Here is a 25581-nt window from a genome sequence, read left to right as displayed (position 1 = left end):
GAGGCGGTCTTCGCCGAATACATTCGGGATCCCAAGGCCAAGATCCCCGGCACCAAGATGGTCTTCGCCGGCATCAAGAATGACAAGGAGATCGCCGATCTCACCGCCTTCCTCAAGCAGTTCGGCAAGGACGGCAAGAAGATGTGAGCGGGCTTAGCGCTGCATCACATCCATGTCGTGCGCGGCGAACAGCGCCGTCACCCTGGCGCGGCGCAGTGAGCTCGGCCTGAGACAGCCGGTGCAGAGGTCGAGGCAGGGCGTCTTGCCGGAGCTGTTGGCCGCCCGGTTTTGCCATGCAATGCAGGCGCGAGCCGTTCCTCAGTCTGCGCCCAGGCCGTGTAACCCGGCTGCGCTCCGGCGTAAAAAGCAGGCAGGGTGGCAAATCTTTTGTGACGTCGGCTGCTGACATCTGCCGCGCGCTGGTTATTCTGGACCGACTTTGTACCCGGCCCACCGGCCGCGGGGTGGGCGCTTGTGCCCGCTTTGCAGCCCAATCAGATCGCTAAGAAGGACCTGGCATGACCTCTCCGATCCTCTCGGTCTCGAACCTGACGACCTCGTTCCGGGTCGAAGGACTCTGGAAGCCGGTCGTGCGCAACATCTCTTTCGACATCAAGCCGCAGGAAACGCTGGCGGTCGTCGGCGAATCCGGCTCCGGCAAGAGCGTCACGGCGCTGTCGATCATGCGCCTGACGCCGCCGAGCTCCAGCAAGATCGAGGGCTCGATCAAGCTCAACGGCAAGGAGCTGCTGACCCTGCCGGACGCGCAGATGCGCGAGATCCGCGGCAACGACATCGCGATGATCTTCCAGGAGCCGATGACATCGCTGAATCCGGTGCTCACCATCGGCTTCCAGATCGCCGAGGCGCTGATCCTGCATCGCGGCCTGTCGCGCTCCGAAGCCGAGGCCGAGACGGTGCGCCTGCTGGAGAAGGTCAAGATTCCCTCGGCGAAGTCGCGCTTCCACGAATATCCGCACCGCTTCTCCGGCGGCATGCGCCAGCGCGTGATGATCGCGATGGCGCTGGCCTGCAAGCCCAAGCTCCTGATCGCCGACGAGCCGACCACCGCGCTCGACGTGACGATCCAGGCGCAGATCCTCGAGCTGATCAAGCAGCTGCAGCATGAGGAGGGCATGTCCGTCCTCTTCATCACCCACGACATGGGCGTCGTCGCCGAAATCGCCGACCGCACGGTCGTCATGTACAATGGCGACGAGATCGAGACCGGCCCGACCGAGAACATCTTCGCCAGCCCGCAGAAGCCCTACACCAAGGCGCTGCTCTCGGCCGTGCCGCGGCTGGGCTCGATGGAAGGCAAGGTGCGGCCGATGCGCTTCCCGGTGGTCGATCGCAATACCGGCCTGTCCGACGTGCCGACCGAGGTTCCGGACACGGTCCAGGCGGCCGAGCGTCCGGTGCTCGAGGTCGCGGGCCTCACCACCCGCTTCGAGATCCGTTCCGGACTGCTCTCCTCGGTCAAGGGCCGGGTGCATGCGGTCGAGAACGTCTCCTTCAGCCTGAAGGCGGGCGAGACGCTGGCGCTGGTCGGCGAATCCGGCTGCGGCAAATCGACGACGGGCCGCTCGGTGCTGCGCCTGGTCGAACCGCTCTCCGGTTCGGTGCTGCTCGATGGCGTCGACGTGCTCAAGCTCAACCAGGGCGAATTGCGCGAGCAGCGCAAGCGCATGCAGATGATCTTCCAGGATCCGTTCGCATCGCTCAATCCGCGCATGAATGTCGGCGCGGCGATTGCCGAGCCGCTGCTGATCAACAACCTCGCCAGCCGCTCGGAAGCGCGCGACAAGGTCGCCGACCTCCTGAAGCGGGTCGGCCTGCTGCCTGAGATGGCGAACCGCTTCCCACACGAGTTCTCGGGCGGCCAGCGCCAGCGCATCTGCATCGCCCGCGCGCTCGCGGTCGAGCCGCGCCTGATCGTGGCGGACGAGGCGGTCTCGGCGCTCGACGTCTCGGTGAAGGCGCAGGTGGTCAACCTGATGCTCGACCTGCAGGCCCGCATGGGCCTCGGCTATCTCTTCATCTCGCACGACATGGCAGTGGTCGAACGCGTCAGCCACCGCGTCGCGGTGATGTATCTTGGCGAGATCGTCGAGATCGGCCCGCGCGAGGCGATCTTCGGCAATCCGCAGCATCCGTACACCAAGCGGCTGCTGGCGGCGGTGCCGATCGCCGATCCGGCCCGGCGCCTGCAGAAGCGCCCGGTCTCGAACGACGAGATCAAGAGCCCGATCCGTCCGGCCGACTATGTCCCGCCGGTGCGCCAGTACCGCGAGGTTTCGCCCGGCCATGCCGTGATGATCTGGGGCGAGGAGTGGGAAGCCAAGCCGGTGATCGCCAAGGTGGCGTGAGCCGCCTCGCCATTGCGAAGAGCTCAATGACGAAACAGCCCGGGAGCGGTAGCTCCCGGGCTGTTTGCTTTCGCTGGCAATGATCCGGCCTGCCGAGGGCGAGCCTTCAATCGATAGCCGCTTCCGCCCTCAAGCCGCCGACTTGGCCAAAAAGGTTTCGGCGTAGTGGCAGGCGACCTGACGTCCGTCGACCTCGCGCTTCTGCGGGCGCTCGGTTCGGCAGCGATCGGCAACGAAGGGGCAGCGGGTCGAGAAGACGCAGCCCGTCGGCGGATTGAGCGGCGAGGGCAGTTCGCCGCGCAGCACGATGCGCTCGCGCTTGTCACCGCCGACGCGCGGGGTCGAAGCGAGCAGCGCCTGCGTATAGGGATGCAAGGGGCGAGCGTAGATTCGCTCCTTCGGCCCATGCTCGATGGCATTGCCGAGATACATCACCATCACGTCATGGGCGATGTGCCGGACGACGCTGAGATCATGCGAGATGAAGAGATAGGCGAGCTTGAGCTCGTCCTGCAGGTCGGCCAGCAAGTTGAGGACCTGCGCCTGGATCGAGATGTCGAGCGCCGAGACCGGCTCGTCGGCGACCACGACCTTGGGCGACAGGATCAACGCGCGGGCAATCGCGATGCGCTGGCGCTGGCCGCCCGAGAACATGTGCGGGTAGCGGGCATAGTGCTCCGGCCGCAGGCCGACCTTGGCCATCATGGCGCGGGCCTTCTCGGTCCGCTCGGCCTTGGAAAGGTCGGTGTTGATCAGCAGCGGTTCCTCGAGGATCGTGCCGATCTTCTTGCGCGGATTGAGCGAGCCATAGGGGTTCTGGAAGACGAACTGGACGGTGCGGCGCAGGCGGCGCTGCTCGCTCGCCGGTGGCGAGACAGCGTCGAGCCCGTCGAGCGTCAGCGACCCCGAAGTCGGCTTCTCGATCAGCGTCGCCATGCGCGCCAGCGTCGACTTCCCGCAGCCGGACTCGCCGACCACGGCCAGAGTGCGGCCGGCCTCGACCGCGAAGGAGACCTTGTTCACCGCCTGCAATTGCGCCGGCGGGCGGAAGAGCCCCTGCCTGACCTGATAGGTCTGGACGAGGTCGCGAGCTTCGATGACGGGAGTGCTCATCGGGCCGCCTCCGTCGTCGCGCCGGCTTCATCGCGGGCGCGCTCCGCCTCGCGCTGGGCATCGCCGAGGGGGTAGTGGCAGCGGACATGGCCGTCAGCCCAAGGCCGGAGCTGTGGCTGGACCGTGCGCGAATGCTGGGTAGCGTAGGCGCAGCGCGGGCTGAACAGGCAGCCTTTCGGCCGATCGTTGAGGCCGGGCACCATGCCGGGGATGGTGGCGAGCCGGTTCGCACCCTCGCTGCGCTCGGGCAGGGCGGCGAGCAGCGCGGCGGAATAGGGATGCTGCGGGGCGGAGAACAGCGCGTCGACCTTGCGCTCCTCCATGATCTGCCCGGCATACATCACCATGATGCGCTGCGCGGTCTCGGCGACGACGCCCATGTTGTGGGTGATCAGGACGAGCGCCATGTCGCGCTCCTTCTGCAGCGACATCAGCAAATCGAGAATCTGCGCCTGGATCGTGACGTCGAGCGCTGTCGTCGGCTCGTCGGCGATCAGCAGGCGCGGATTGCAGGCGATCGCCATGGCGATCATCACACGCTGGTTCATGCCGCCGGAGAGCTGGTGCGGAAAGGCCTTGAGGCGGCTTTCCGGGGCGGGGATGCCGACCTGCTCGAGCAGTTCGATCGCCCGGCGCCTGGCCGCCTTGCTGTCCATGCGCTCGTGCTTCTTCAGGGTCTCGGCGAGCTGGAAGCCGATGGTGAAGCAGGGGTTCAGGCTGGTGGTCGGCTCCTGGAAGATCATCGCCACGTCCTTGCCGGTGAGCTGCCGGCGCTCGCGGGCGGACATGGTCAGGAGGTCGCGGCCGTCGAAGCGCAGCTTGTCGGCGCGGACGCGGCCGGGATAGCCGACGAGGCCCATCAGCGCGAGCATGGTGACCGACTTGCCGGAGCCGGATTCGCCGACGACGCCGAGCACCTCGCCCTCGTCGAGGGTGAGGTCGATGCGGTCGACCGCGCGCAGGGTTCCCTGGGAGGTCGGGAACTCGACGCTGAGGTTTTCGATCTCGAGCAGGGGCATGGGATCAGCGCTTCAATTTGGGATCGAGGGCATCGCGCAGCCCGTCGCCGAGCAGGTTGAAGGCGAGCACGGTGATCAGGATGGCGAGGCCCGGGAAGGTGACGACCCACCAGGCGCGCAGCACGAATTCGCGGGCATCGGCGAGCATGGTGCCCCATTCCGGAGTCGGCGGCTGGGCGCCGAGGCCGAGGAAGCCGAGCGCAGCGGCGTCGAGGATCGCGGTGGAGACGCCGAGCGTCGCCTGCACGATCAGGGGCGCGGCGCAGTTCGGCAGGATCTCGGAAAACATCAGGCGGGCCGTCTGCGCACCGCTGACCTGGGCGGCAACGACATAGTCCTTCGAGGATTCGGCGATGACGGCGGCGCGGGTGATGCGGACGTAATGCGGCAGCACGACGATGGCGACGGCGAGCATCGCGTTCATCAGGCCGGGGCCGAGGATGGCGACGATGACGATGGCGAGCAGCAGGCTCGGCATGGTCATCAGGATGTCCATCAGCCGCATGATCGCGATATCGGCGATGCCCTTGAAGAAGCCGGCGACGAGCCCGAGCACGATGCCGACGACGATGGCCAGCGCCACGACGGCGATGCCGATGACCAGCGAGAGCCGGGCGCCATAGAGCAGCCGCGAGAGGATGTCGCGGCCGATCGCGTCGGTGCCGAGCGGATAGGAGAGCGAGCCGCCCTCCTGCCAGAACGGCGGCTTCAGGAAGACCGCATTGTTGGTCAGATTCGGATCATGCGGGGCGATCAGCGGCGCGAACAGGGCGCAGAACAGCACGAGCGCAATGACGATGAGCCCGGCGACGGCGCCGCGATTGGCGCTGAAATAAGTCCAGAACTCGCGGGCTGGATGGGGCGGCGCGACGCTGACGGCGGGAGCTTGCAAGGTCTCGGTGCTCATGGGCGAAGGCTCCGATGGGAGCGAAGGGATGAAAGGCGGGTCATCGGGCGTGCCTGATGCGCGGGTTGATCACGCCGTAGAGCAGGTCGACGAGCAGATTGACGCTCATCACGACCATTCCGAGGAGCAAGGTTCCGCCTTGCAGGACCGGATAGTCGCGCCGGCTGATCGCCTCGATCAGCCATTTGCCAACGCCCGGCCAGGAGAAGATCGTCTCGGTCAGGATCGCGCCGGTGAAGAGCGTGCCGACCTGCAGGCCGATCACGGTGACGACCGGGATCAGTGCGTTGCGCAACGCATGCAGGGCGACGACCCGCAAGGGGGCCATGCCCTTGGCCCGGGCGGTGCGGATATAGTCCTCGCCAAGCACCTCCAGCATGGCCGAGCGGGTCATGCGGGCGATGACGGCGAGCGGCACGGTGCCGAGCACGATCGCCGGCAGCACGAGGTGCGACAGCGCCGACCAGAAGGCGTCGATGTCGCCGGCGAGCAGGCTGTCGATGGTGAGGAAGCCGGTGACCGGCTCGATGAAGTACTGCACCGCGATGCGGCCGGAGACCGGCGTGATGCCGAGCTGCACCGAGAACAGCAGGATCAGCAGCAGGCCCCACCAGAAGATCGGCATCGAATAGCCGGTGAGCGATATCCCCATCACGCCATGGTCGAAGATCGAGTTTCGCTTCACCGCGGCGATGATGCCGGCCGGCAGGCCGATGAGCAGCGCGAGCAGGATGGCGCAGAGCGCAAGCTCGATGGTGGCGGGGAAGAGCTGGCCGAACTCGGAGAGCACGCTGTCGCGCGTCACGATCGACTTGCCGAGATCGCCCTGGACCACGCGCTCGATATAGCGGCCGTACTGGACGAAGAGCGGCTGGTCGAGGCCGTACTCCTTCAGCAACTGCGCATGGCGGGCGGGATCGATGCCGCGCTCGCCGGCCATGGTCTCGATCGGATCGCCCGGCACGAGCCGGACCAGGAAGAAGGCCAGCAACGTGATGCCGATGAAGGTCGGGATGACGAGGCTGACCCTGGTCAGGATGAAGCGAAGCATGGTTGTGCCAGTCTTATGGGCCGGGCGTCTCGTCGCGCGGCGGCCTGCCTTGTGATCTTATTCAAATTCGAATTCCGGCGCAGCGCAAACACCAGAACGCCGCAAAGATCAAGAATGCGGCAACAAAATCGGTGGATTTCTGAGCCGAAGGCAGGGATTGGCGCCTGGGTTTGGCGCAAGACTCGAAAAACGCCGGCATTGTGCGGCGCAACATTAGGAATAAGACTAGCGCCGGCAAAGCAATGATTGCCATGCCGGCGCCGGGATTATTTGACGCAGAGTTTTATTTGCCGATCGAGACGCCGACGAATGGCTGCCCGCCGAAGAAGTGGATCTTGTAGTCCTTCACCTCTTTGCGCACCGGCGTGAAAGCCTGGGCGTTGGCGAAGAGCAGGCCGGCGACATCTTCGTGGAAGATTTCCTGGAAACGCTTGTAGAGTTTGCTGCGCTCGGCCTGGTCGGTGATCGTGCTGGCCTTGGCGAGAGCGTCAGAGGCCTCCTTGTTGCACCAGCGCGCCCGGTTGGCGCCGGTCGCCACACCCTCGCAGGTCCAGCCGGTCAACAGGATCTGGCTCGGATCGGGATAGTCCCAGGTGTAGCCGAACATGCCGACCTCGTGCTCGCCGGCGCGGCCGCGCTTGAGGTATTCGCCCCATTCGAAGGTCTGGATCGTCGCCTTGACGCCGATCCTGGCCCAGTCGGCCTGGATCAGCTCGGCGGCGCGCCGGCCGTTCGGCATATAGGCGCGCACGACCGGGATGGCCCAGAGCGTCGTCTCGAAGCCATCGGGATAGCCGGCCTCCTTGAGCAGCGCCTTGGCCTTGTCGGGATCGTAGGGGCGCGGCTTGAGGTCGGCATCATGCGACCAGAGCGAGGGCGGAACCGCCGAGGCGGTCGGCTTGCCGGTGCCCTGATAGACGGCGTCGATGATCGCCGGGATGTTGGTGGCGTAGGCCAATGCCTCGCGCACGCGCTTGTCGCCGAAGGGCTTCTTCTGCTGGTTGAAGGCGAGGAAGCTCTGATCGGCGATGCTGCCCTGCAGGACGTTGATGGTCGGTTCGGTCTTCATCGCGGCAAGGTCGCCGGGATTGGGATAGCGCGCGATCTGGCACTCGCCCGAGCGGACCTTGGCAAAGCGGACGGAGGCGTCGGGGGTGATCACGAAGATCAGGTCGTTGACCAGCGCCATGCGGTCGCGGTCGCCAGCGGCCTTGGTCCAGTGGTCCGGCACCGCCTTGAAGCGGATCACCGCGTCCTTCTGGTAGGAGAGCAGCGAGAACGGGCCGGTGCCGATCGGGGCGAAGTCGATCTGCTCGGGCGTGCCGGCCTTGCTCATCGCTGCCGCATATTCGGCCGAGAGGATCGACATCGGCTCGACCGAGAGCGCCGAGAGCAGGGGGGCGTTCGGCTTGGTCAGGACGATCCTGACGGTGTAGTCGTCGACCTTCTCGACCGCCTTGAGGCTCGGCTTCACGATCTCGCCGAAGAACTGGAAATTGCCGCTGCCGACCTTGGCATAGGGGTGGTTCGGGTCGAGCATGCGGTTGAACGAGAACAGCACGTCGTCGGCATTGAACTCGCGCGTCGGCGTGAAGCTCTTGCTGGCGTGCCATTTCACGCCCTTGCGCAGCTTGAAGGTGTAGCTCAGCGCGTCGTCCGAGATCGTCCAGGCCTCGGCCAGGCTCGGGATGATCTGCGAGCCGCCGCGCTGCGTCGCCGTCAGGCGCTCATAGACCTGCGCCGCCACGTCATAGGCGGTGTTCTGGCTGCTGAACTGCGGGTTGAGGAAGTCGGGACTGGCTTCCGTGCAGACGACGAGCGCCTGGGCGCTGGCGATGGCGGGCAGCAGCAGGGCGCCAAGGCCGAGGGCCAGAGCGAGGGGGCGGGCGGATCGGGTCATGGCGATCTCTCAGGGGCAGGCAGTGGCCGGATCGGGCGCGAAGCCTCATGCTCCGTCGTCTTCCGGCCCGGGAGGCGCGGCCCGTTCGGGCCACGCCGGTTGGCAAGCATCATCCGTGCCGGTGGCCGGCGCGGATGATGGATCCGCTCACTTGCCGATGTCGACGCCGTAGAAGACGTGGCGGCCGAACGGCGAGAGCTTGAAGTCGACCACTTCCTTGCGGACTGGCTTGAGCTGGACGGCATGGGCGATGGTGAACCAGGGCGCCTGCTCCTTGAAGATCACCTGCGCCTGCCGGTAGAGCTTCTCGCGCTCGGCCTGGTCGGTGATCGTCTTGGCCTTGGTCACCAGTTCGTCGAAGGGCTGGAAGCAGAACTTGGCGACGTTGCCGCCATTGTTCTTGGCCGCGTCGCAGCCGAGCAGCGTGTGCAGGAAGTTGTCCGGATCGCCATTGTCGCCGGTCCAGCCGAACATGCCGGTCTGGTGCTCGCCCGCCTGCAGGCGCTTGCGGTACTCGCCCCATTCGAAGGTCTTGATCTCGGCCTTGATACCGACCTTGGCGAGATCGGCCTGCATCAATTCGGCGATGCGCTTGGCGTTGGGGTTGTAGGGGCGCTGCACCGGCATCGCCCAGAGGTCGATCTCCAGGCCGTTCGGATAGCCGGCTTCGGCCAGCTCCTTCTTGGCGGCTTCCGGATCGAAGGGATCGTCCTTGATGGTCTCGTTATAGGACCACATCGTCGGCGGGATCGGGTTGGTCGCCGCGACGCCGCTGGTGAGATAGACCGCGTCGATGATCGCCTTCTTGTTGATCGCCTTGTTGACGGCGCGGCGGACCTTGACGTCGTCGAAGGGCTTCTTGGTGGTGTTGTAGGCGAGATAGCCGATGTTCAGGCCAGGCTGCTCGAGGATCTGGACATTGGCGTCCTTCTTGATGGCGTCGAGATCGGCCGGGTTCGGATAGGGCATGACATGGCATTCGCCCTTCTGCAGCTTGGCCCAGCGCACCGAGGCGTCAGGCGTGATCGCGAAGATCAGGTCGTCGATCTTGGCCTTGCCGGCCCAATAGTCGGGGAAGGCCTTGTAGCGGATGATCGCGTCCTTCTGGTACTGCACCAGATAGAACGCGCCGGTGCCGACAGGCTCCTGGTCGAGCTTCTCGGGCGTACCGGCCTTCAGCATCGCATCGGCGTATTCCTTCGACTGCACGCCGGCATATTGCATGGCGAGGTCGGCGAGGAAGGGCGCCTCGGGCTGGTTCAGCGTGATCTTGACGGTGTAGTCGTCGACCTTCTCGACGGACTTCAGCAGCTTGGGCATGCCCATGTCGTTGAAGTAGGAGTGGTTCGAGCTGGTCACCTTGTAATAGGGGTGCGCCTCCTTCCACTGCCGCTCGAACATGAACATCACGTCGTCGGCGTTGAAGTTCCGCGTCGGCTTGAAGTTCTTGTTCGAATGCCACTTCACGTTCTTGCGCAGGTGCAGCGTGTAGGTCAGGCCATCAGGCGAGACGTCCCACTTCTCCGCCAGGGCCGGCTGGACCTTGACGCCGCCGCGCTCGAACTGGACCACGGTGTCGTAGATCTGGGTGTTGGCGTCGAAGGACGTGCCGGTGGTGTTGACGCTCGGCGCGAAATTCTCCGGGCTGCCTTCCGAGCAGTAGACCAGCGTCTTGGCCGCCAGCGGCTGCGCCGCCATCAGCGCCGAGGCCGACAGCGTCGCCAGCAACAGTTTCTTCATGGGATCTCTCCTTGAGCCACGCTTCGCCTCGCAAGGCGAACGTTTTCCCCTGTTGGACCGGAAGCCTCGCGGAGGAAATTCCGCCGGCCGCCTTGCCAACAGCTTATTGAAAACTGGCAGGCGCGAACAGCTGCCAGCTGCTCACCCTGGGCGTGTGTTCCTGCGCGGGAGCACGCAAAAACCTCATCCGGAAGATCCAGGCTGCGGGGCTGGCCTTCGCTGTCACGTAAGCCTATGTCCTTGCAAAGGAATCACTGAGCGCCGGACCCGCCATGCGCATCTGGATCAGGAACCCGATCGCCATCCTCGCCGAAAATGCCGGGGGCGGAATCGTGGTCGAAGACGGGGTGATCGTCGAGCTTGTCGCGAGCGGAGCCTATCCGGCGCTGCCAGTGACCGAGAGCTTCGACGCCTCCGGCCATGTCGTGCTGCCCGGGCTCATCAATACTCATCACCATTTCTACCAGACGCTGACCCGCGCCCATCCCGCGGCGATCGACCGCGAGCTCTTCCCCTGGCTGAAGGCGCTCTACCCGCTCTGGGCGCGCCTGCGACCCGAGGACCTGCGCCTGGCGGTACGCGCCGCGCTGGTCGAGCTGATGCTGTCGGGCTGCACCACGGCGGCCGACCATCACTATCTCTATCCGGCCGGGCTGGAGAACGCGGTCGACATCGCCGTCGAGGAGGCGCGGGCGCTCGGCATCCGCGTCACCATCTCGCGCGGCTCGATGAACCTGTCGCAGAAGGATGGCGGCCTGCCGCCCGACGAGGTCGTGCAGGACGAGGACACGATCCTCGCCGATTGCGAGCGGGTGCTCGGCCTGTTCCATGATCCCAAGCCGGGCAGCATGGTGCAGATCGCGCTGGCGCCCTGCTCGCCCTTCTCGGTGACGACCTCGCTGATGGCGGCCTCGGCCGAGCTGGCGACGCGCTTCGATGCGCCGCTGCATACCCATCTCGCCGAGACCGAGGACGAGGACGCCTATTGCCGGGAGGTCTATGGCAAGCGCCCGCTCGACCTGCTGGAGGAAGCCGGCTGGATGCGGCCGAAGACCTGGCTGGCGCACGGCATCCACTTTTCCTGCGAGGAATGCGAGCGGCTCGGCAAGGCCGGCGTCGGCGTCTGCCATTGCCCGACCTCGAACGGCGTGCTCGCCTCGGGCTTCTGCAAGACGCGCGAGCTGGAAGCGGCTGGAGCACCGGTCGGGCTCGGCGTTGACGGGTCGGCCAGCAATGACGGCTCGAACCTGATGGAGGAGTTGCGTCACGCGCTGCTGGTCAATCGGCTGCATTACAAGAGCGCCAGCGCGGTGACGGCGCGGGACACGATCCGCTGGGCGAGCGAGGGCTCGGCCCGCTGCCTCGGGCGTTCCGATATCGGCCGGATCGCCGTCGGGATGCAGGGCGATCTTGCGCTCTACAGGCTCGACGAATTGCGTTTCTCGGGCGCGCATGACCCGATTGCGGCGCTGGTGCTGTGTGGCGCCAATCGGGCCGATCGCGTCATGGTCGGCGGGCGCTGGCGGGTGATCGACGGGGCGATCCCGGGGCTCGATATTGCTTCGCTACGCCGCGCCCACGGGCTTGCGGCGGAGCGTTACGCCTGAACCCTCTATGGGTGTCATCCCGGACAAGCCGCGTCAGCGGCGCCGATCCGGGAGCCATTCCGGAACGCCAATCGGAAAGGTTCCGGAATGGATCCCGGGTCTCCCTGCGGTCGCCCGGGATGACTTCACTTATCTGGAAATGGGTAGAGACGAAGCTTCGGATCTGACCAGCGGTTTCAGGAAGCCGGTCAGGTCATCGGTGACGAAATGGACGTGGGCGGCTTCGACCACCGCCTGCTCCGAGGCATCACGGAAGGGATCGGTCGTGCGCGGCACGATCAGCACCGTCTTCATGCCGAGGTCGTTCGGCACGATCAGGTTCTTGTCGATGTCCTCGAACATCGCGGCGCGAGCGGGATCGACCGCGTGCTTGGCGAGGAAGTTCTCATAGGTCGCGCGCTCGGGCTTGGGCAGGAAGCCGGCCTCGACGATGTCGAAGATGTCCTCGAAATGCTGGAGGATCCCGAGCTTGCCGGCGACGTTCTCGGCATGGCCGCGTGAGCCATTGGTCAGGATCAGCTTGCGGCCGGGCAGGGCGGCGATCGCTGCGCCGAGATCAGGATTGGGATCGAGCAGCGTGAGGTCAATGTCATGGGCGAAGGCGAGGAAGTCGTCGGGATCGACACCGTGTTCCGACATCAGCCCGTTCAGCGTCGTGCCGTAGCGCTCGTAGTAATAGCGGCGCAGCTGCTGCGCCGAGAGGCCGTCGAGCCCGAACAGATGGAGCAGATAGAGGCTGATCCGCTCATTGACCTGCGGCCAGACCTGCGCCTCGTGCGAGTAGAGCGTGTTGTCGAGGTCGAAGATCCAGTGGTCGACATGGCCGAATGCCGCCTGCTCCGGCAGGAGCGGGGTGGCGGCGGTGATTGGTGCATTCTGGTTCATCGGGGCATGTCATGTGGGGGGCGCCATCATGACATGCAAGATGCTTGCAAAGTCCTTGCGACGGCGAAGTACTCCGTCAGCTCGGGCTTGACCCGAGCAACTCAGGCCGGAAGAGGCGCCGGCCGGCGCCTTCTCGTCCAGAGATTCTCGGGTCTGCGCTTCGCTTCGCCCGAGAATGACGGCTGGCGTCACTTCCGGATGATCGTGCCCGAACCTGTATCGGTGAAGAGCTCGATCAGCGCCGCATGCGGGACCTTGCCGTCGAGGATGACGACGGCCTCGACGCCCTTCTCCAGCGCGTAGATGCAGGTCTCGATCTTCGGGATCATGCCGCCGGAGATGGTGCCGTCGGCGATCAGCCGCCGGCACTGCTCGATGGTGAGCTCGGGGATCAGCTTCTTGTCCTTGTCGAGTACGCCCGGCACGTCGGTGAGCAGCAGCAGCCGCTTGGCGTTGAGGGCACCGGCGATCGCGCCGGCGAAGGTGTCGGCGTTGACATTGTAGGTCTGGCCGTCGGCGGCGGCGCAGACCGGCGCCAGCACCGGGATCAGCTCTTCCTTCAGGATCGCCTTGAGCACGGTGGTGTCGACCGTCTCGGGCTCGCCGACGAAGCCGAGATCGAGCACCTGCTCGATCTTCGAATCGGGATCGACGATGGTGCGGGTCGCCTTTCTGGCGAGCACCATGTTGCCGTCCTTGCCGCAGAGGCCGATCGCCTTGCCGCCCTCGCGCGAGATGTAGCCGACGATCTCCTTGTTGACCGAGCCGGCCAGGACCATCTCGACCACGTCGACGGTCGCGGCGTCGGTGACACGCAGGCCCTGCTTGAACTCAGACTTGATGCCGAGCTTCTCCAGCATGCGGGCGATCTGCGGGCCGCCGCCATGGCAGACCACCGGCTTCAAGCCGGACTGCTCAAGCAGCACTACATCCTCGGCGAAATCCTCGGCGGTGGCAGCGTCACCCATGGCGTTGCCGCCATACTTGATGACGATCACCTCCTGGTCATAGCGCTGCATGTGCGGCAGCGCCTGGACGAGCAGATCGGCGGCTTGCGAGGGCGTGAGATTGTGTGGGGCGTTCATCGGCAGGCTCCGCGAAGGCGCAGGGAGGCAGCCGCGCCGCGCCGCGTTCTAGCGGAAGATAGGGGGCTGTGAAAGCGTGCCGATGCCGGTCAGGCGCGCTTGGAGAACAGAGCTGCAAGGGCGAGCCCGAGCCAGCCGCCGAGCATCATGAAGCCGCCGGCGGGAGCGGCGCCGAGGAAGAGCCGCTCACCATGGAAGCCGCGCACTGTGAGATCGGTCGCGAAGAGCACGACGCCGAGGATCAGCAGCGAGATTGCGAGCCGCGCCGGCCAGTCGGCGAGCAATTCGGCGCGACGCGCGGCGCAGGCTGCGATCACCGCAGGGGCGTGGAAGAGCAGCATCTGCCCGGCGATCTGGACATTGTCGGAAGCGCCGGAATGCGTGCCGGCCGCGAGCAGCGTCACGCCGGAGAGCCCCATCAGCATGGCGATGGTGAGGTGGATGCGGGTCGCGGTGATCATGATGGGTCCGTCTTGTGGGCGCGAGGCCTAGCCTGCCGACGAACAGATGCCGCGACTGCGCGCAAGGTCAAGCGCCCGCGGCTGTGGCATCGTGCTCCAGCTCCGGTTCAGCGTCCGTCCGGCGGGTTGCGGCTGAGTTGCGTGACAGGCGCCGGGGCCGAGCCATGGCGGCTCTGGTGTTCCAGCTCGGCGTTGAGCTCGGCGCCGGAGAGCACGATCGTCGCCGAAAGCCAGAGCCAGGTCATGAACACGACGATGGTGGCGAGCGAGCCATAGGTCGCGGTGTAGCGGCCGAGCGTGCTGACATAGAACGAGAAACCGATGGAGGTCGCGACCCAGAGCAGGGCGGCAGCGATGGCGCCGGGCAGCACCCAGGCAAAGCGCGGCGGCTTGCGGCTCGGGCCGATCCAGTAGAGGCAGCCGATCGCGGTGATGCCGACGAGGAAGAAGGCAGGCCAGCGCAGCCAGCGGACCAGGACCTCCAGCTCGTGGCCGAAGGGGAAGAACGCGGTGACCACCGGCAGGCTGGCGATCAGGACAAGCGCCATGATCAGCACGACCAGGGCGCTCAGCGTCGTTGCCAGCGAGACCAGATTGAGGCGGATGAAACCGCGGCGCTCGCGCACGCCGTAGATGATGTTGAGCGCGTCGAAGACCGCCTTCATCGCGGCATTGGCGCTCCAGATCGCGACGAGAAAGCCGATCAGGAAGGTCAGCGAGAGATTGGCGGCGTCATGGCTCGACAGCCGCACCGCCTGCTCGCGAATGAGCTCGCGGGCAGCTTCAGGGAAGAGGATGGTGACCTCGTCGAGCTGGCCGACGATCGTCGCCGGGTCGGACAGCATGCCGTAGAGCGTCACCAGCAGCGACAAAGCCGGCACCAGCGAGAGCAGGGTGAAGAAGGCGACGGCGCCGGCGAGCGAGAGCACGCGCGCTTCCTGGATGCGGGCGCTGAAGCGCGCCAGCACGTCCTTCCAGCCGCGCCAGGGCAGGGTGATCGGGCTCCTGGCCCCGCGCCCGCGCCTCGCCTGGTGCAAGGGCTCGCCGATCCGTCGCGAGACCAGGCCATGAACATAGCCGGCGGCCATTGCGACAAGCCCGGCGGCGCCCGTCAGTCGCTTGAAATAGGCCATGCGCGCTCCGGTCGAGGGGCAGCCGATCGTAGATCGCTCTGCGGTTTTGCCAACGTCGTGACGGGCGTTTTCGTTCCAGAGTGACGCCGGCGAGGAGGCTGCTTAGCGGTTCATTAACCTTAACATTTTCATAATCGCGCTCCTGACGCCATCGCGGCGCTGGCCCGGGTCCCGCCGGGACGTTGCCGCTTTACGAGCCCGAGAATTCGATGAAGACCCTGCTGAAAGCTGCAGTCGCTGCCATCGCCCTGTTCAGCGCCGGAGCCTCCCTGGCAGCCGATCTGCGTGGCAGGGGCGTCTTGCCGCCGGCGCCGGAGCTGCCGACCTTCTACAACTGGACCGGCCTCTATCTCGGCGGCCAGGTCGGCTATTCCTGGGGCTCCGACCGGGCGAGCGAATTCGCCAGCGTCGGCCGCGTGCCGCTCGGCCGCTCCTTCGACTACAGCCCGTCCTCCTTCATCGGCGGCGCCCGTGTCGGCTTCAACTACCAGCTCGGTTCGATCGTTGTTGGCGTCGAGGGCGACATCGAGGGCATGAACGGCCATGAAGGGAAGGGCGATCTCGGTGGCACCGTCCGGGTCCGGCAGGACTGGCAGGGCTCGGTACGCGCGCGCCTTGGCTACAGCCTCGACCGGATCATGATCTACGCCACCGGCGGTGTCGCCTTCACCAAGCTCGAATATGCCTATGTCAGCCCGCTCGCAGGCCTGAGCGAGACGATCAGCGCCTCGAAGACCGGCTGGACGGTCGGCGGCGGCGTCGACTACGCCCTGACCGACAATGTCATTCTCGGCGTCGACTATCGCTATACGGATTATGGCCGCTTCGACCATGTCGGGGCCGGCGCCTATCTTGGCCGCACGGTCGAGCACGAGCCGTCGGCGCATGCGGTGCGCGCCAGCCTCGCCTACAAGTTCTGATCACGGCGGCCGCTGTTCACCTGAACAGGCGCTGGCCGAAGACGTTGAGGATGAGGCCGGCGATGATCAGGGCTGAGGCCAGGAGCTTCCAGGGCTGGATGGCCTCGCCGAGCAGGGCCGCCGAGCCGAGGAAGCCGAAGACCGGGACGAGCAGCGTGAAGGGCGCTACGGTCGCCACGGGATAGAGCGCCAGCAACAGGCTCCAGGCCCCGAAGCAGAACAGGGTCGAGATGTAGACGAGATAGGCGATCGCGCCGAGCGAGGTCCAATCGAGTCCGGCGAAGCTGGCGGCCAGACCCTGCGGGTCGAGGATCAGCGCCACCGCCAGCAGGGGCGGCGCGGCGAACAGGCTGCCCCAGCAGACCAGGCCGAGCACGTTGATCGCGCCATGGCGCATCGAGATGACGCGCGAGACGATGTTGCCGCCACCCCAGGCCATCGCGCCCAGGATCAGCAGCGACAGGCCGGCGAGCGTGACGTCGCCGCCGAGGTTCGCCGCGACGACGCCGATGCCGCCGAAGGCGAAAAGCGCTCCCAGGAGCTGCCAGCGCGTCGGCCGCTCGGCGAGGAAGAGCACGGCAAAGCCGATGGTGAAGAAGACCTGCAGCTGCATGACCAGCGAGGCCAGGCCGGCGCTGACGCCGACCTTCATGCCAGTGAAGAGGAAGCCGAACTGCAGCGCGAAGATGAGCAGGCTGTAGAGCGCCAGCGACGCGAGCGGAATCGGCGGCCGTCTGATGAAGAAGATCCACGGGAAAGCCGCGAGGACAAAGCGAATGACGCCGAGGCCGAGCGGCGAGATCTGGCGCAGGCCGAGCTTGATGATCGCGAAATTGACGCCCCAGAAGAAGACGATCACGAGCGCGAGCAGGAGGTGACGCGGTTTCATCGACGCTTGCAGAAGAGTGCTCAGCCTGCCCTGCGGAACATGCCGGGCGTGATGCCGTGCACGGCCCGGAAGCTGCGCGAGAGATGGCTCTGGTCGGCAAAGCCGGCGGCGAAGGCGGCGTCGGCCAGGCTGGCGCCTTCGTGGATCAAACGGTTGGCGCGGCGCAGGCGGCGGTCGCGGATGAAGATGGCCGGCGTCGAGCCTGTCAGCTTCTTGAAATCGCGGATGACCTGGAAGCGGGTGACGCCGGCAGCTGCGGCGAGCGCCTGCAGGTCGAGCTCGTCGGCGAGATTGTCGTCGATCACCTCCTCATAGCGCGCGAAGCGGCGTTTCGCGCCTGAGCGATCGAGCGGTTCGGCCGGCCGGCTGGCGTCGCCATGCTGCAGGATCAGGCGGCGCAACGCGGTCAGCAGGGAAGCTTCGGCGCGGGTCGCATCCGACGAAGTCGATTCGGCATGGGCGGCGGCGAGCAGGCGGGAGAGTTCGGGATCGTCGAGCAGCGCCTGCGGGAACAGCGGCGCCTGCGCTTGCCCAAGCTCGGCTGCGATCTCGGAGAGCAGCGCGGTCGAGGGATAGAAGGTGCGGTATGCCCAGCCCTGTTCGGCGCCGGCCTCGCCATCGTGCCATTCCTCGGGATTGACGATGAGCACCGAGCCGGCCGGCGCCAGCACCTCCTGCCTGCCGACGCGGACGCGCTCGCAGCCCTCGGTGATCAGCGCGATGACATAGCCTTCATGGGTGTGGCGGTCATAGCGATGCTCGCGGAAGCGCGCCGCGAGCAGGCCGAGCTCGCGGAAGGCGGCGTGGCGCCAGAACGCCTGACTTTCCTGTCGCGGCTCACTCATCGGTCAATCTGGTTCAAGACGCTGCCCGGCCCGCTCTCCTAATCCTGGGACACGGACAGGAGAGAACCATGCTGCACAATGACCCGATCGCCAGGCTGACGCCAGAGGTCGTCGCCTGGCGCCATCACATCCACGCCAATCCCGAGCTCGGCTTCCAGGAAGTGGAGACCGCCCGCTTCGTCGCTGACAAGCTGCGCTCCTTCGGCCTTGAGGTGCAGGAGGGGATCGGCGGCACCGGCGTGGTCGGTACGCTGCGCTCGGGTTCCGGCAAGCGCGCCATCGGCCTGCGCGCCGAGCTCGATGCGCTGCCGGTGGTCGAGCGCACTGGCCTGCCCTACGCCTCGAAAAAGGACGGCGTGATGCATGCCTGCGGCCATGACGGCCACAGCGCCATGCTGCTCGGGGCGGCCAAGCTGCTCAGCGAGACCGCGGATTTCGACGGCACCGTGCATTTCATCTTCCAGCCGGCCGAGGAGAACGAGGGTGGCAGCATGAAGATGATCGAGGCCGGGCTTTTCGAGCGCTTCCCGGTCGAGGCCGTCTATGCCGTGCACAACTGGCCGGGCGTGCCCTTCGGCACGATCGCGGCTCGCGCCGGCGCTCAGATGGCGGCGGTCGATAATTTCGAGCTGCGCTTCTCCGGGCTCGGCGCCCATGTCGCGATGCCGCATCTCGGCGACGATCCGATCCTTGCCGCCGGTGCCTTCATCCAGAGCGTGCAGCGCATCGTCTCGCGCGCCGTCGATCCGCAGACGCCGATCGTCGTCAGCCTGACGCAGGTCCATGGCGGCAATGTCGGCAACATCGTGCCGAAAGAGGTCTGGCTGCAGGGCACCTGCCGCTTCTTCGACCCGGCGCTGTCGGACCTGTGCGAGCGGCTGATCGGCGAGATCGCGCAGGGTGTCGCCGCCTCGCATGGCGTCAGCGCGACGCTCGACTACAAGCGCGGCTACCCGCCGGTGATCAACACCGCCGAGGCGGCGGCGCTGGCGGCGCGGGCAGCCGCTGTGGCGGTCGGGCCGGAGAATGTCATGGCCGAGTTCAAGCCGAGCCTGGGCTGCGAGGACTTTGCCTTCATGATCCGGGCTGCAGGCGGTTGCTATGCCTGGATCGGCGCCGGCGAGGTCGGCCCCGGCGAGGGCCTGCACGGCGACCGTTACGTCTTCAACGACGGCATCGTTCCGCACGTCCTGCGCTACTGGCAGAACCTCGTCGCCGGCGCGCTGCCGAAGGCCACGCCATGAACGCGCATGTCCCCACCCGCCGGGTGATCGAACGCCGCTGCGGCGGGCGCATCCTGCTCGACGGCGTCGATACAATCATGCTCGGCGCCAACGATTATCTCGGCCTCTCGACCGATGAGCGCGTGCTGGCGGCGACCAACGAGGCCTTGCGGCTCTATGGCAGCGGGACCGGGATCTACCCGGTCTTCGCGACCACGCCGCTGCACGAGGCGCTGGCGGAGAACCTCGCTTCCTTCCTCGGCGTCGAGGCGGTGGCGCTGTTCTCCTCCGGCGGCAGCGCCAATGGCGGGGTGCTGACGACCCTGGTCGGGGCCGGCGACGTCATCATCTCCGACCGGCTGAACCATGCCAGCATCATCGATGGCTGTCGCCTCAGCCGGGCCGAGGTCGAGACCTATGAGAACCGCAATGTCGCTGGCCTCCGCCGGGCGCTGGAGGGGACAAGACGGGCGAAGCGCAGGCTGATCGTCACCGACGGCATCTTCAGCATGGAGGGCGGCGCGGCGCCATTGCCGGAGATCCAGGCGCTGGCGCGCGAATTCGATGCGCTGCTGATGATCGACGAGGCGCATGCGACTGGCGTGGTCGGGCCCGGCGGCACCGGCACCGCGCCGCTCTGCGGGCTCGCCAATGGCGCGGCGGACATGCTGCTGACCGGCTCGCTGTCGAAGGCGCTGGGCGGGGCCAGCGGCGGCTTCGTCGCCGGGCCGCGCGCGCTGATCGAGACGCTGAAGGGCAAGTCGCGCAGCTGGATCTTCACCATGGGGATGACGACGGCGAACGCTGCGACGGCGCTGACGGCGCTGAAGATCTGCCGCGACGATCCTTCGCCCCGCGAGCGGCTCTGGCGCAATGTCGCCCATTTGCGCGAGGCGCTGCGCTTCTATGCGCTCGCCTGCCATGACAGCGACAGCGCGATCACGGCCGTGAAGGTGGGCGGCGAGGAGCGGGCGCGGGCGATGACCACGCGCCTGACCCGGGCGGGCGTCTTCGCCCCTGCGGTTGCCTTCCCGATCGTGGCGCAGGGCGAGGCGCGGCTGCGCCTGCAGGTCAGCGCTGCGCATGAGACGGCCGAGCTCGACGAAGCCGCCGCCGCGCTGGCGACGGCGTTCGCCGAGACGGGCTGAGGTCAGGAAGAGCGTCGCGGCGCACGGCCGGCTGATCGCCTGGCTCAGCCCCGCTGGGCTAACAACCAGGCTCTGACCTGCGCTGCCTGCTCGGCGTGCCGCGGCTTGCGGGCGCTGACCACGTAGAAATCGAGGCCGCCGCGCATGCTGGCTTGCGTCGCCAGCGCGAGGCGGCCGGCAGCGAGGTCCGGCTCGACCAGGAAGCGGCTGGCGAGTGCGATGCCCTGACCGGCGATCGCCGCATCGATGGCGAGCGCGGTCTGGTTGAAGCGCGTGCTGCGGATCGTCAGAGGCATGGGGCGCCCCAGAGCGCGCTCGAAGAATTCCGGCCAGAGATCATGCCCGTCGCGCAGCAGCGGCAGGCGCGCCAGCTCCTCCTCGTCAGCGTGCATAGCGGACTGGCTGACTGCGACGATCTCGTGCTCGAACAGCAGGTCGGCGGTCAGGCCGGGGCCGAAGGGCGGGCGGCCCTGGCGGATCGCGATGTCGACGCCATCCGACTGGAAGTTCGCCAGTGCGTCGCTGGCGAGAATGTTGAGCTCGAGTTGCGGATGCGCGGCGGTGAAGGCTGGCAAGCGCGGCACCAGCCATTTCGCCGCGATGCTCGGCGTGGCGCTGATCGTCAGGCGCAAGGGCTGCGGGCGAAGAGTGTCGGTCGCCTCGGCGAGCAAGGCGAAGGCGCGGGCGACATGGGTCGCATAGCTGCGGCCCGCGCTGGTCAAGGCGAGCAGGCGCGGTTGGCGTTCGAACAGCTTCAGGCCGAGCTCGCTTTCGAGGCCGCGGACATGCTGGGCGACCGCGCCCTGGGTGACGCCGAGCTCATCGGCCGCGGCGCGGAAATTGAGATGCCGCGCCGCCGCCTCGAAGGCGCGCAGCGCGTTGAGCGAAGGCAGGCGCTGTTGCGGCTCGGTCATGCAGTAGTTTTTCTATCGATATGACGCTGACCAACTGGCTGGCGAGTTTATGGGTCTAATGCGAGAAAGGCGAGAACGAGTGGCGCAGCTGTTAGCGCCTCTACGCCTTTGGCCGAAAGATGGAGCGTCCCATGGCAGGAGAAAAAGTCGCTATCGTCACCGCTGGCGGCAGCGGCATGGGCGCGGCCGCGGCGAAGCGGCTGGCGCAGGACGGGTTCAAGGTCGCGATCCTGTCCTCCTCCGGCAAGGGCGAGGCGCTGGCCAAGGAGCTCGGCGGCTTCGGCGTCACCGGCTCGAACCAGTCGAACGACGACCTGAAGCGCCTGGTCGAGGAGACGATGGCACGCTTCGGCCGCATCGACGTGCTGGTCAACAGCGCCGGCCATGGCCCGCGCGCGCCGATCACCGAGATCACCGACGAGCAGTGGCATACCGGGCTCGACGTCTATCTGATGAACGTGATCCGGCCGACCCGGCTGGTCGCGCCGGTGATGGCGGCGCAGAAGTCGGGGGCGATCATCAACATCTCGACCGCCTGGGCCTTCGAGCCGGCCGCCAATTTCCCGACCTCGGCAGTGTTCCGGGCCGGGCTTGCCGCCTACACCAAGCTCTTCGCCGACCAGTATGCGGCGCAGAACGTGCGGATGAACAATGTCCTGCCCGGCTGGATCGACTCGCTGCCCCAGACCGAGGAGCGTCGCGCCGGCGTGCCGATGCAGCGCTACGGCACCAGCGAGGAGATCGCCGCGACGATCGCCTTCCTCGCCTCGGAGGGTGCCGGCTACATCACCGGCCAGAACCTGCGCGTCGACGGCGGCTTGATGCGCTCGCTGTAGAGGCGTACGCCGTCGCTCCGATTGCATGGACGGAGCAGGCGCGATGGCGGGCAAGGTCGACTGGGATGCGAACCAGTATCTGCGCTTCGAGGACGAGCGGACGCGGCCGCCGCTCGACCTGATCCAGCGTGTGCGCCTCACCGATCCGCAGCGCTGCATCGATCTCGGCTGCGGGCCGGGCAACAGTACCGAGCTGGTCGCCGCCCGATTCCCGAATGCGGCCGTCGAGGGGCTCGATTCCTCGCCGGACATGCTGGAGAAGGCGCGCAAGCGCCTGCCGCAGCTCTCCTTCACGCTGGCCGATCTGGAGAGCTGGTCGGCGGAGGGCCGCTACGACCTGATCTTCGCCAATGCGGCGCTGCAATGGATTCCCGACCACCCGGCCCTGTTCGCAAGGCTGGCGCAATCACTGGCGCCGGGCGGCGTGCTCGCCGTGCAGATGCCGAACAATCTCAGCGAGCCCTCGCATGTCTCGATGGACGAAGCCGCGGCCGAAGGGCCATGGGCGGCTCGTCTCGCCAATGCGCGGGCCTCGAAGGCGGTGATCGGCTCGTTCTCGGATTATCGGCGCTGGCTGATGGAAGCCGGCTGCGAGGTCGATATCTGGCAGACGACCTATGTCCATGCGCTCGCAGGCCACGATGCGATCGTCGAGTGGTTCAAGAGCACGGGCCTCAAGCCCTATATCGACCCACTTCCGGCCGGGGAGCACGAGGCGTTCCTCGCCAGCTATCGCGCGAAGATCGCCAGGGCTTATCCGCTCGAGCCGGACGGCAAGGTACTGCTGCGCTTTCCGCGCCTGTTCATCCTGGCGGTGCGGGGATAGAGCCAGCGGTCAGTGCGACCCAGCCTTCGACTCGGCCAGCACATCGTGCAGGACGAGTTCGTGCGCCAGCGCGTTGAAGGTCGTATCGTCGATCTCGCCACTCCTGAGCAGGCCGCGCAAGGCCTCGCGCTCAGCCGCCAAAGCGGTCTGCCGCAGGGTGCTTTCCGAGCGCTGCAGCGCGACCGCCTCCTCGCGCGGCGTCTTGCCGTCGTCGAGCAGGGCAAGGCGGCGCCGATAGGTCGCGATCAGTCCCTCCGCCACTGCCTGGTCAACGGTCGCAGCACCGTCGGTGCCGCCGCGATGGGCGACGCCCTCCAGGCGGGTGATCGCGGCCTCCGTCGCAGCGATCCGCGCCCGCCGCAGCTCGATGGCTTGCGCGGCGCCATGGCCGGCTGCCAGCCCGCGTACGATTGGCGGCAGGCCGAGGCTGGCGATCGCCAGCCAGAGCAGAATCACGCCGGCGGCCAGGAAGATCGCGACATCGCGCCCCGGAAAGGGTGAGCCGTCGAGCGCGAACACCGGCAAGGACAGCACGCCGGCGAGCGTGACGGCTCCGCGCACGCCGGCGATCGAGCCGGCGAGGCGAACACGTGCGTTGGCCTGAATCACCGGCAGGTGCAGGAGCCGGCTGACAAGGCGGCCCAGCCCGAGCGCGATCGAAATCCAGGAATAGCGCAGGACGATCAGGCAGAGCGTCAGCGCGATGATGATGCCGAGCGGTTGCCAGAGCCAGTGCGTGTCGATGAGCGCCGGCGGAACGGTGCGGATGATCGCTGGCAATTGCAGGCCGAGCAGCACGAAGATCGCGCCGTTCAGCAGGAAGGCGAGCATCGTCCAGAAGGAGTGAGCGAGCATGTAGGCGGAGACGCTGAGCTGGTTGGCGGTGCGTGTGCGCCCGACGGTGAAGCCAGCGACCACGGCGGCGAGCACGCCGGAGGCGTGGATGGCTTCCGCTGCGAGGAAGGCGGCGAAGGGCAGGAACATGATGACCAGCACCTGTGCTTCCGGTGCGATCCGGTCGAATTTCGCCAGCAGCTTCAAGACCCAGGAGACGAGCACGACCGCGAGCAGCCCGGCGGCGATGCCGCCGGCGACGGCGAAGAGGAAGGCGAGCGAAGCCTGCCAGAGCGAGAAGCTGCCGGTCAGCGCTGCGATGGTGGCAAAGCGGAAGATCACCAGACCCGTGGCGTCGTTGAGGAGCGATTCCCCCTCCAGCACATGCATCAGGTTCTTCGGCACGGTCTCCTTGTCGACGATGGCGGAGACCGCGACTGCGTCCGTCGGCGAGAGCACGGCGGCGAGCGCGAAGGCGACGGGCAGCGGCATGGCCGGCACCAGCCAGTGCAGGGCAAGGCCGCCGAAGAGGGTCGTGAAGAAGACCAGGCCGATGGCGAGCGACAGGATCGGCCGCAGCAGCTTGCGGTATTCGCGCTTCGGCGCCTCCCAGGCATCGGCGAAGAGCAGCGGGGCGATGAAGAGCAGGAGGAAGAGCTCCGGCTCGATATGGCGATGGAAGCCGGCGGTCGGCCAGGCCAGGGCGGCGCCGAGCGCGATCTGGACGATCGGCAGCGGGATGATCCTGAGCAGCCGGGTCAGCGGCTGCGAGGCTACCACCGCCATGACCAGGATCAGGATGAAGGTGAAGATCTGCATTGAGTACGCGGCCGGCCTGGTTCGCTCTGGGGTCGGCCGCGAGGTTTATCGTCCGGCCTCCGATGAGCCAAGCTCACCGGAGGCGGGTGCAAGCCATTTCAGAACGCGACCTTGTCGGCGCCCTTGAGCTGGAGCTGTTCGCGGGCATCGTCCGGCGTTGCGATCTCCAGGCCGAGGCCCTCGATGATCTTGCGGGCGGCGCGGACCTGGTCGGCATTCGACTTGGCGAGCTGGCCGGGGCCGAGCCAGAGCGAATCCTCGAGGCCGACGCGTAAGTTTCCGCCCATCGCGACCGCCATCGCCGCGATCGGGAGTTGGTGGCGGCCGGCGCCGAGCACCGACCAGTGATAGTCGTCGCCGAAGAGCCGGTCGGCCGTGCGCTTCATATGGGCGACGTCCTCGGGATGCGGGCCGATGCCGCCCAGCAGGCCGAAGACCGACTGGACGAAGAAGGGCGGCTTCACCAGCCCGCGATCGACGAAATGCGCCAGCGTGTAGAGATGGCCGATATCGTAGCACTCGATCTCGAAGCGGGTGCCGTTCTCGGCGCAGGTGGTCAGGATGTTCTCGATGTCCTTGAAGGTGTTCTTGAAGACGCGATCGTTCGAGCCTTCGAGATAGGGCCGCTCCCAGTCATGCTTGAACTCCTTGAAGCGATTCAGCATCGGGTAGAGCCCGAAATTCATCGAGCCCATGTTGAGCGAGGCGACCTCGGGCTTGAAATGGGCGCAGGGCTGCAGCCGTTCCTCGACCAGCATGGTCGGGGCGCCGCCGGTGGTGATGTTGATGACGCAGTTCGAGCGCTGCTTGATCACCTTGAGGAAGGGCTCGAAGGCCTCCGGCGACTGGTCGGGCTGGCCGGTCTTCGGGTTGCGGGCATGGACATGGACCAAAGCTGCGCCGGCCTCGGCCGCGCCGACGGCGGCATCGATGATCTCCTCCGGTGTCACCGGCAGATAGGGCGACATCGAGGGCGTATGGATCGCGCCGGTGACGGCGCAGGTGATGATGACTTTGCGGTTCTTGGCCATGCGATCTAAGTCCTTCGCTGATCCCT

General features: G+C 66.8%; 23 protein-coding genes. 8 read left to right on the top strand and 15 right to left on the bottom strand.

What is annotated here, in order from left to right:
* Both VGV58_RS21980 and VGV58_RS21975 read left to right on the top strand, forming a co-directional pair.
* A partial coding sequence (locus tag VGV58_RS21980; RefSeq protein WP_414644050.1) for a c-type cytochrome occupies positions 1-147 on the top strand: 147 nt, incomplete at its 5' end.
* A gap of 371 nt (positions 148-518) precedes the next feature.
* Positions 519-2369, top strand: coding sequence for an ABC transporter ATP-binding protein (locus VGV58_RS21975; RefSeq protein WP_326876147.1), 1851 nt, complete (start codon positions 519-521; stop codon positions 2367-2369).
* A gap of 129 nt (positions 2370-2498) precedes the next feature.
* Here VGV58_RS21975 and VGV58_RS21970 read toward each other — a convergent pair whose 3' ends face one another.
* The 6 genes from VGV58_RS21970 to VGV58_RS21945 form a co-directional block, all read right to left on the bottom strand.
* Positions 2499-3482 carry a peptide ABC transporter ATP-binding protein gene (locus tag VGV58_RS21970; protein WP_326876146.1) on the bottom strand — a complete coding sequence of 328 codons (984 nt, stop codon included), beginning with the start codon at positions 3480-3482 and terminating at the stop codon, positions 2499-2501.
* Complete coding sequence (locus VGV58_RS21965) at positions 3479-4501, bottom strand: ABC transporter ATP-binding protein (protein WP_326876145.1); 1023 nt, start codon at positions 4499-4501, stop codon at positions 3479-3481. Before VGV58_RS21965 ends, VGV58_RS21970 begins: the two co-directional genes overlap by 4 nt.
* Before the next feature lie 4 nt (positions 4502-4505).
* Positions 4506-5408, bottom strand: a complete 903-nt coding sequence (locus VGV58_RS21960) for an ABC transporter permease subunit (RefSeq protein ID WP_326876144.1) — start codon at positions 5406-5408, stop codon at positions 4506-4508.
* 40 nt (positions 5409-5448) lie between these two features.
* A complete protein-coding gene (locus tag VGV58_RS21955; protein ID WP_326876143.1) occupies positions 5449-6459 on the bottom strand; it encodes an ABC transporter permease subunit in 1011 nt (336 codons plus the stop codon).
* 283 nt (positions 6460-6742) lie between these two features.
* Complete coding sequence (locus VGV58_RS21950) at positions 6743-8359, bottom strand: ABC transporter substrate-binding protein (protein WP_326876142.1); 1617 nt, start codon at positions 8357-8359, stop codon at positions 6743-6745.
* 147 nt (positions 8360-8506) lie between these two features.
* Positions 8507-10099: an ABC transporter substrate-binding protein gene (locus VGV58_RS21945; RefSeq protein WP_326876141.1), complete on the bottom strand. Its 1593-nt coding sequence runs from the start codon at positions 10097-10099 to the stop codon at positions 8507-8509.
* Between the two features lie 272 nt (positions 10100-10371).
* Here VGV58_RS21945 and VGV58_RS21940 point away from each other — a divergent pair, with 272 nt between their 5' ends.
* Positions 10372-11706, top strand: coding sequence for an 8-oxoguanine deaminase (locus VGV58_RS21940; RefSeq protein ID WP_326876140.1), 1335 nt, complete (start codon positions 10372-10374; stop codon positions 11704-11706).
* Positions 11707-11835: 129 nt separating this feature from the next.
* On the opposite strand, the gene VGV58_RS21935 is transcribed toward VGV58_RS21940, so the two are convergent.
* From VGV58_RS21935 to VGV58_RS21920, 4 genes are all read right to left on the bottom strand, one after another.
* Positions 11836-12591, bottom strand: a complete 756-nt coding sequence (locus tag VGV58_RS21935) for a pyrimidine 5'-nucleotidase (protein WP_326876139.1) — start codon at positions 12589-12591, stop codon at positions 11836-11838.
* A gap of 188 nt (positions 12592-12779) precedes the next feature.
* Complete coding sequence (gene argB, locus VGV58_RS21930) at positions 12780-13676, bottom strand: acetylglutamate kinase (protein ID WP_326876138.1); 897 nt, start codon at positions 13674-13676, stop codon at positions 12780-12782.
* A gap of 89 nt (positions 13677-13765) precedes the next feature.
* Positions 13766-14137 carry a DUF423 domain-containing protein gene (locus tag VGV58_RS21925; protein WP_326876137.1) on the bottom strand — a complete coding sequence of 124 codons (372 nt, stop codon included), beginning with the start codon at positions 14135-14137 and terminating at the stop codon, positions 13766-13768.
* A 107-nt stretch (positions 14138-14244) separates the two neighbouring features.
* On the bottom strand, positions 14245-15270 hold the full coding sequence (locus VGV58_RS21920; RefSeq protein ID WP_326876136.1) for a YihY/virulence factor BrkB family protein: 1026 nt from the start codon (positions 15268-15270) through the stop codon (positions 14245-14247).
* Between the two features lie 209 nt (positions 15271-15479).
* Between VGV58_RS21920 and VGV58_RS21915 the strand changes: the two genes are divergently transcribed.
* Positions 15480-16190: an outer membrane protein gene (locus tag VGV58_RS21915; RefSeq protein WP_326876135.1), complete on the top strand. Its 711-nt coding sequence runs from the start codon at positions 15480-15482 to the stop codon at positions 16188-16190.
* 16 nt (positions 16191-16206) lie between these two features.
* On the opposite strand, the gene VGV58_RS21910 is transcribed toward VGV58_RS21915, so the two are convergent.
* Entirely contained in the window at positions 16207-17079 is an 873-nt protein-coding gene (locus VGV58_RS21910; protein ID WP_326876133.1) for an EamA family transporter, read from the bottom strand.
* A 20-nt stretch (positions 17080-17099) separates the two neighbouring features.
* The gene (locus tag VGV58_RS21905) at positions 17100-17924 is read right to left on the bottom strand and encodes an AraC family ligand binding domain-containing protein (RefSeq protein WP_326876132.1); all 825 of its coding nucleotides are present in this window, start codon (positions 17922-17924) and stop codon (positions 17100-17102) included.
* A gap of 68 nt (positions 17925-17992) precedes the next feature.
* On the opposite strand from VGV58_RS21905, the gene VGV58_RS21900 reads away from it, so the two are divergent.
* Together VGV58_RS21900 and VGV58_RS21895 are read left to right on the top strand one after the other, a co-directional pair.
* On the top strand, positions 17993-19168 hold the full coding sequence (locus VGV58_RS21900) for an amidohydrolase (protein WP_326876131.1): 1176 nt from the start codon (positions 17993-17995) through the stop codon (positions 19166-19168).
* On the top strand, positions 19165-20295 hold the full coding sequence (locus VGV58_RS21895) for an aminotransferase class I/II-fold pyridoxal phosphate-dependent enzyme (RefSeq protein ID WP_326876130.1): 1131 nt from the start codon (positions 19165-19167) through the stop codon (positions 20293-20295). The genes VGV58_RS21900 and VGV58_RS21895 overlap by 4 nt, the downstream gene beginning before the upstream one ends.
* 44 nt (positions 20296-20339) lie before the next feature.
* Here the strand turns inward: VGV58_RS21895 and VGV58_RS21890 are convergent, their stop codons facing one another.
* Positions 20340-21209 carry a LysR substrate-binding domain-containing protein gene (locus tag VGV58_RS21890; RefSeq protein WP_326876129.1) on the bottom strand — a complete coding sequence of 290 codons (870 nt, stop codon included), beginning with the start codon at positions 21207-21209 and terminating at the stop codon, positions 20340-20342.
* 131 nt (positions 21210-21340) lie between these two features.
* On the opposite strand from VGV58_RS21890, the gene VGV58_RS21885 reads away from it, so the two are divergent.
* Both VGV58_RS21885 and tam read left to right on the top strand, forming a co-directional pair.
* The gene (locus VGV58_RS21885; RefSeq protein WP_326876128.1) at positions 21341-22045 is read left to right on the top strand and encodes an SDR family oxidoreductase; all 705 of its coding nucleotides are present in this window, start codon (positions 21341-21343) and stop codon (positions 22043-22045) included.
* 43 nt (positions 22046-22088) lie between these two features.
* Positions 22089-22871, top strand: coding sequence for a trans-aconitate 2-methyltransferase (gene tam / locus VGV58_RS21880; RefSeq protein WP_326876127.1), 783 nt, complete (start codon positions 22089-22091; stop codon positions 22869-22871).
* 9 nt (positions 22872-22880) lie between these two features.
* On the opposite strand, the gene VGV58_RS21875 is transcribed toward tam, so the two are convergent.
* Both VGV58_RS21875 and kce read right to left on the bottom strand, forming a co-directional pair.
* Positions 22881-24524 carry a Na+/H+ antiporter gene (locus VGV58_RS21875; protein ID WP_326876126.1) on the bottom strand — a complete coding sequence of 548 codons (1644 nt, stop codon included), beginning with the start codon at positions 24522-24524 and terminating at the stop codon, positions 22881-22883.
* A 98-nt stretch (positions 24525-24622) separates the two neighbouring features.
* Positions 24623-25555: a 3,5-dioxohexanoate:acetyl-CoA acetone transferase gene (gene kce, locus VGV58_RS21870; protein ID WP_152015621.1), complete on the bottom strand. Its 933-nt coding sequence runs from the start codon at positions 25553-25555 to the stop codon at positions 24623-24625.
* Positions 25556-25581 lie beyond the last annotated feature (26 nt).

The organism is Allobosea sp. (genome assembly GCF_035944895.1).
In the GTDB taxonomy this organism is placed as follows: Bacteria; Pseudomonadota; Alphaproteobacteria; order Rhizobiales; family Beijerinckiaceae; genus Allobosea.
Note: the sequence above shows the minus strand (reverse complement) of the source record. Positions and strands in the feature narration are given on the sequence as shown.